Raw genomic sequence first — 5,871 nt, forward strand, 5'->3', positions numbered from 1 at the left:
AATGCGTACCCTAATTAGGATCTGCTGAAAAAAATTGGTTGGTGGGGGGAGGACAAACCGGAGGCCGAGATGGGGGGGAAGAGGTAACGGTTTTATATATTAGAGTTGTTGTCGTTTCTAAATCATAAAAGTTGGTCAGAATAAACCATGTTTCTTCTGTGATACTGCCTCAATTCTGTTCTTTGTTAAGGCCAACCTCACTATACTTTTTAAGAGACTTGCATCTAAATAACTTGCAAGCTAAACTAAGGAGTGAGCTAATGGGATTCCTTTCAAAATAGATCAAATAAAGGATAAAAATATGACGAATAACATTGAAAATAAAGTTGTTGTAATCACGGGTGGCAGTAGCGGCTTGGGTGAGGCAGCAGCAAGGCATCTGTCAAGTTTGGGTGCGAAGATTATTCTCGGCGCTCGCCGTGAAGATAAACTTCAAGCAATCGTAAATGATTTAAAAGCAGTGGGTGGTGAAGCAGACTATCTGGTAACGGATGTGACAATCAAAAGTGATGTTGAGGCCTTGGTACAAAAGGCTATCGATGCTTTTGGCCGCGTTGATGTAATGGTGAATAATGCGGGCCTCATGGCGATCGCCCCGATGACTGCACTAAAGGTGGATGAATGGGAGCGCATGATTGATATCAACATCAAAGGTGTTCTTTATGGTGTAGCTGCTGCACTGCCTGTCTTTGAAAAGCAGGATAGTGGTCACTTTATCAATATATCCTCTGTTGCAGGGGTGAAAGTCTTCAGCCCCGGTGGGACAGTCTATAGCGGTACAAAATTTGCTGTACGCGCTATTAGTGAAGGCTTGCGCCATGAGGTAGGGGGTAACATTCGTACCACAAGCATTGAACCCGGTTTAGTTGAGTCTGAGTTAAAACATGGTTCATCTGATCAAGGTAGCGCTGCTGCTGTGAAAGAACTCTATGAGAATAATGCAATTCCTGCGGATTCCATAGCGCGCGCAATTGCCTATGTGATTGAACAACCCGCCGATGTGGATGTGAACGAAATCATTATCCGTCCAACTGTGCAAGAATTCTAGCTTTAGTAGATTACAAAGTCGGTTTCAGGGAGAGGATTTCTGAAGAAGCGATAACCAATTGAAGGTGTAAAACTAGAGTAACTGTAATTAAGTACCAACTAACCTGTAATCACAAACTAGATAACGAATCTACCCGATTTTAGCCTTCACTACTTATTAAAAAAAGTTGATGAAAGGTGTAGCATACTTTTCTAGGCAAAGGCTTTTTAATCTTGCCAGAAAATGATTCTAAAATTAGTTGACACAATCATTGCAGCCTCTCTAGTTTTAGCCCTAATGGTATTACTGTCTGGCTCAAATTTTAGGTAGCAGGCAGTGAGAGCCAATTTTACAAAACTGCACTATCTGACACGAACCTTCTCAGTACGCCAAGTTTGGGTAAGTGAGGGTCGGATGTCTTTTCCCCTTACATTCACAGCTAAATTAACTTTGCTTTCTGGAAAATTTGCAGAGGAGTTAAACTTAACTCAGGTAATAAATCATTCCCTAAACTATCTTCCCCTTGCTTCGTTTGTGGAGGAGAATCTGGATAAAAAACGGTGATTTTCTTAACCTTTGTATCAATTAACCAAACAAGGGATACCCCTGCTTTTAGATAAGCTTCCGCTTTCTCACTAAGGTTACTAAAAGATTGAGCAGGTGATATAATTTCTATGACTAATTCAGGGGGAATGGGGCAAGCATCATCTTCTAATTCAATCTCCCCTAACTTATCATAAGATATATAGAGTAAGTCTGGAATCGGACACCAATCTTTGTCATCTCGTTTTAAGCGAACACACCATTCGATACCGACTTCCCCCTTATCTTGATTCCAATCTTCAAGAATTGAGGATAAAGCAAGTGTGACACGGGAATGAGAACGTTTTGGTGACATTTTTTGAATTAATTCTCCATCGAAATATTCATAGTTTTCACTAGCTAAAGGGGATGACAAAAATTCATCCAGTGTGAGCCTTTTTTCTTGGATAGCAGTCTTGGACATCCTTATAATTCTCCTAATTAATTAAGTAGAGTTAATACAGTATAATGTTCTTGACCAAAAAAAAAAGGTCTCAAGCCTCCCCTTTTAAGGGGATAAAAAAAGAGAATATTCCTTATGTCAAGCCTCTGGGAATAGCTGCGAGGTACTGTTAACTGTTAACTTTTAACTGATAACTGATAACTGATAACTGATAACTGATAACTGATAACTGAAATGACACTCTCACCGTTAAATCACAGCTCCTAGCTCCGCGCATAACACTATGCAGATTTTTCAGCTTTAGGTTTCTTCTCAAACACGGTGTAAAGTAATTTCTATATCAAGTCGTTTGAGAAAATCAAGTAGTTTTCCTTCACTAAACTTTTGAAATTATCCGTTCATTAAATGAGATACTTCTGCTTGAGAAATACCCAAAAATTCACTAATTTCATCCTGTTCTAAGATGGCGTTTTTTCAACAAACGTATTACCTGAATACCTATTTTTCCTCGTGTAAAAAGTTCGTCTGCATCCTCCAAACCAATATCGGCAAATACATTACCACTACTTTCTTCAAAAATTTGCTCTTGTATCATTTTTGTTTCTCCGCTAAATTAATAAGAAATAATCACCAAAAAAAATATGACCAATATCCTACAACAAGCACTAACTAAACTATCTCAACTACCAGAAAACCAACAAGAAGCTATAGCTTATCTCATCCTAGCAGAAATAGAAGACGAGAAAAAATGGGCAGAAAATTTTGCTAATTCTCAAGACCAACTCGCCCAACTTGCCGATGAAGCGATCGCCGAGTTTAAAGAAGGTAAAACTAGACCTTTAAATTTCTGATGAACTCTCAAATTACCTCTAAATTTTGGAAAGCATTTAATCAGCTTCCTAAGTCTATCAAAGAAACTGCCAAGGAGAATAAAACCTATGAAAAATGCCCTTGATATAGCTCGTTACTTTTTATGTCGTATTGACAGAGAAGCTGGCGATACAATCTCTCCTCTAAAATTACAAAAACTTGTATATTACGCACAAGCTTGGAGTTTAGTATTTAGAAATAAACCTCTGTTCTTTCAAGATATTGAAGCTTGGGTTTCCGGACCTATTATTCGTGATGTTTGGAATGAATATAAACCTTACAATTATCGGGATATTCCACCACCTGAAGAGTTAGAAATAGAATTTGCAAAAGATGAAATAGAAGTTCTTGAGGAAGTATGGAATACTTATGGAGAATTAAGTGCCAGATACCTACAAGAATTAACACATTCAGAAACTCCTTGGCTAAATGCCAGAAAAGATTTAGAACCAGCTCAACCATCGAATAATATTATTTCTCAGTCAGATATGAAGGTTTTCTATTCAGAGATGGTGGAGGCTTAATTGAGCAAAAAAAATCGAATAAAAAAACCTTCAGGAAAAAATCAAGGAAGACAAATTCCTGCTCAAGCAACCCCACCATTAGAAAGTAGTACCGATAATGAAAATCCTAGCTTTAGATTTACATACACAGATAAAAATCGTTGGCTTTTATCTGATTGGAATTCATCAGAAATTAATGACTTAATTCAAGGGTTAAAGAAAATAGAAAAATATACCTGGGGGCAGATAAAAACTCAAGGTTCAAAAAAACGCGGTTCATCAGTTGGAACAGGTTATAAATTAATTAATAGTCATCCATCTTTACCAGAAAATATACCGGAAGATATTAAATTATCAGAAATGAGAATAGATGAAAAAAAGCGAATTTTTGGATTTCGGGTAGATACAGTTTACTATATAGTTTGGTTTGATAAAAATCATTCTGTTTGCCCTGAATAATTTAGATGAGAATAATATTTGTGGGCATTCTCAATCTCTCAAATTTACTCACAGCAAAAATGTAGAGAGGATTCCACTTTGGTGAGGTACACCTACGCGGGCAAGATGCCCGCACTACAAATATTTAATTGTTAATATTTATACTTCATATACTTGAAATCTGCTGTAACTTCTAACTTCTGACTTCAGCTCTCTCCCCGACGCCAAACTTTGATGACTAAATCTCCTCCTAGACTCACCATCGTGTTGCCGTCTTCGCTAAAGATGACTTGTTCGATGGAACCCGAATGACCGGGGAGGGTTTCTAACAGTTTGTCGGTGGCAGCGTCGATAATCTCCAGATTCCATGTTTCGGTGGTTTCGTTGTAGTTTTGTTTGACCAGAAGAGAGCGATCGGGACTGGTTACGGGAAATTCGCGATCGACAGGTAGGCGGTTTCCAGGGTCGAGATACCACTTGGAGACTTCATCGTTACTGCTCAGGGGTTGTTCATTGGAACTAGAGGCAATAGAACTGACATTATTTGAATGCTCTTTTAGGGTATCCAGCAACTCTCCGGTGTGAAGATGCCAAAGTTTGATGGTGCAGTCTTTACTGCCACTAGCCAGGAATTGCCCGTTGCAAACTCTTCTTTTCATCAAAACCCGCCTCCTCAAGCTTTTCCTGCGCCTGTTCCCAATCCCACGCCTGCATCGGCAACAAAGAAACTTCATCGTCGTGTAGTCCCCAATGCCCAAGATGGAAATTCACCTCATAATCGCTAATCTGGCAGTAAAGCACCACCGTCGGCACCGGTGCTAACAACTTCTGTAACTGCTTCACCCGAATATCCGAAATCGCTTCCTTGAAATAATCCCCGTAAAACTCCACCGGACAAGGAGAGAAATTATCCGCCTCTGGATTAAAAGGATAATTTTTATGCAGGAACTCCTTTAACTTGCTCTGGATTTCGATTTTCAAGTTGTTGTGAAAAGACTGGGGGCAATCTTCGCTGATATCGGGAGGCGATGCCAGCACTAACAACCGATATTGCTGCTGCCCCTTGCGCAAAATATCCTCCGTTTCCTGCCTACTCAATTTCGAGAACCAATTCTCCAAATCCCAAATCGTTTGAATTTCCGTCAGTTTCACCTCAACTGTCTTAGCGTGCAACTCCCGCATCAACTCCCATTGCAGGCGAGCAAGTTCGCGCCGTTCCAGCAAATCTTGTTGCTGAATTTGTAACTCTTCCTGTTTGAGTTGGAGAGCGCGTTCCTCTCGTTGTGCTTGACCTGCCGCAATATTAGCTTGTAGTTGCAATTCATTTTCTTTGAGTTGGAGAGCGCGTTCTTCTCGTTGTGCTTGCTCTCCAGCAATATAAGCTTGTAACTTCTGTTGTTCTACTTGCAGCTTTTCTAACCGTGTCTCCCTCTCCTCTCGTCGCTTGAGATATTCAGATTGTGCTTGTATCCATTGTGCTTGTTCTTTAGTTTGCTGCACAATAGCACTGGAATTAGACGATTGCTTTTTTTTCGATTCGCCCCATTGCTTTGCCTTGGCTTCTGTAAAGCCTTTAGCCAATCCATTCAAAGCACTTTGGAAAGCTCCGGAAACAAACTTAGTACCAGCAACAAAGATTTCTCCATGCATAAAATTTAACCTCTTTTTGAAAGTAGCAGGATTTTTAGGATACTATGTAAAGCTAAACCTTTAAACTTTTGACCATAATAAAAAAATTCTTATACAATCATAAATTAGAGTTCAAATTTAAGGAAAAAAAATGTCACTATTACCAATTGAACAAAAGATGTGGCAAGAAAAAGCTACAAAAAAAACCAAAAATGGGAAATATGCAACTGATATTGTTGCTAAATATCATTCGAGAGAAAAAAGAATACTTACTGAAATTAATCGGGAAAAACTTCCGAGTTTTGCAGAAGCATTAAAGAAACCTGGATATATGGATTTACGACCATTTTATCAAAGAAGAAGCCGTTGGGATAAACAAAAGCAATCCCGTTTAATTGAGTCATTTCTGATTAATATAC

The 5,871-nt window shown here is 39.0% G+C and carries 8 protein-coding genes and 1 pseudogene; 5 read left to right on the forward strand and 4 right to left on the reverse strand.

What is annotated here, in order from left to right; all coding sequences use genetic code 11:
* Positions 1-301: 301 nt before the first annotated feature.
* Positions 302-1,048, forward strand: coding sequence for an SDR family oxidoreductase (locus AC3DU7_RS22775; RefSeq protein ID WP_488041578.1), 747 nt, complete (start codon positions 302-304; stop codon positions 1,046-1,048).
* A 418-nt stretch (positions 1,049-1,466) separates the two neighbouring features.
* Here AC3DU7_RS22775 and AC3DU7_RS22780 read toward each other — a convergent pair whose 3' ends face one another.
* Together AC3DU7_RS22780 and AC3DU7_RS22785 are read right to left on the reverse strand one after the other, a co-directional pair.
* Complete coding sequence (locus AC3DU7_RS22780; protein WP_488041579.1) at positions 1,467-2,033, reverse strand: Uma2 family endonuclease; 567 nt, start codon at positions 2,031-2,033, stop codon at positions 1,467-1,469.
* Between the two features lie 427 nt (positions 2,034-2,460).
* Entirely contained in the window at positions 2,461-2,607 is a 147-nt protein-coding gene (locus AC3DU7_RS22785) for a hypothetical protein (protein WP_488041580.1), read from the reverse strand.
* A 46-nt stretch (positions 2,608-2,653) separates the two neighbouring features.
* Here AC3DU7_RS22785 and AC3DU7_RS22790 point away from each other — a divergent pair, with 46 nt between their 5' ends.
* The 3 genes from AC3DU7_RS22790 to AC3DU7_RS22800 all read left to right on the forward strand — a co-directional run bounded on the left by AC3DU7_RS22790 (position 2,654) and on the right by AC3DU7_RS22800 (position 3,844).
* Positions 2,654-2,863: a hypothetical protein gene (locus tag AC3DU7_RS22790; protein WP_488041581.1), complete on the forward strand. Its 210-nt coding sequence runs from the start codon at positions 2,654-2,656 to the stop codon at positions 2,861-2,863.
* An 87-nt stretch (positions 2,864-2,950) separates the two neighbouring features.
* On the forward strand, positions 2,951-3,406 hold the full coding sequence (locus AC3DU7_RS22795; RefSeq protein WP_488041582.1) for a Panacea domain-containing protein: 456 nt from the start codon (positions 2,951-2,953) through the stop codon (positions 3,404-3,406).
* Positions 3,407-3,844 (forward strand): MAG6450 family protein, encoded by a 438-nt coding sequence (locus AC3DU7_RS22800; RefSeq protein WP_488041583.1) that lies wholly within the window; start codon positions 3,407-3,409, stop codon positions 3,842-3,844.
* A 185-nt stretch (positions 3,845-4,029) separates the two neighbouring features.
* On the opposite strand, the gene AC3DU7_RS22805 is transcribed toward AC3DU7_RS22800, so the two are convergent.
* Entirely contained in the window at positions 4,030-4,482 is a 453-nt protein-coding gene (locus AC3DU7_RS22805; protein ID WP_488041584.1) for a WD40 repeat domain-containing protein, read from the reverse strand.
* Positions 4,445-5,473 (reverse strand): hypothetical protein, encoded by a 1,029-nt coding sequence (locus AC3DU7_RS22810; protein ID WP_488041585.1) that lies wholly within the window; start codon positions 5,471-5,473, stop codon positions 4,445-4,447. The genes AC3DU7_RS22805 and AC3DU7_RS22810 overlap by 38 nt, the downstream gene beginning before the upstream one ends.
* A gap of 130 nt (positions 5,474-5,603) precedes the next feature.
* On the opposite strand from AC3DU7_RS22810, the pseudogene AC3DU7_RS22815 reads away from it, so the two are divergent.
* Positions 5,604-5,871: pseudogene (locus AC3DU7_RS22815) on the forward strand (hypothetical protein); the annotation flags it as partial.

The organism is Okeania sp. (assembly GCF_983059655.1).

What these genes read in the sequence shown, in the direction of transcription:
- AC3DU7_RS22810 (WP_488041585.1), bottom strand. Translation starts at nt 5,473, where the DNA reads ATGCATGGAGAAATCTTTGTTGCTGGTACTAAGTTTGTTTCCGGAGCT.
- AC3DU7_RS22780 (WP_488041579.1), bottom strand. Translation starts at nt 2,033, where the DNA reads ATGTCCAAGACTGCTATCCAAGAAAAAAGGCTCACACTGGATGAATTT.
- AC3DU7_RS22775 (WP_488041578.1), top strand. Translation starts at nt 302, where the DNA reads ATGACGAATAACATTGAAAATAAAGTTGTTGTAATCACGGGTGGCAGT.
- AC3DU7_RS22805 (WP_488041584.1), bottom strand. Translation starts at nt 4,482, where the DNA reads ATGAAAAGAAGAGTTTGCAACGGGCAATTCCTGGCTAGTGGCAGTAAA.
- AC3DU7_RS22795 (WP_488041582.1), top strand. Translation starts at nt 2,951, where the DNA reads ATGAAAAATGCCCTTGATATAGCTCGTTACTTTTTATGTCGTATTGAC.
- AC3DU7_RS22790 (WP_488041581.1), top strand. Translation starts at nt 2,654, where the DNA reads ATGACCAATATCCTACAACAAGCACTAACTAAACTATCTCAACTACCA.
- AC3DU7_RS22785 (WP_488041580.1), bottom strand. Translation starts at nt 2,607, where the DNA reads ATGATACAAGAGCAAATTTTTGAAGAAAGTAGTGGTAATGTATTTGCC.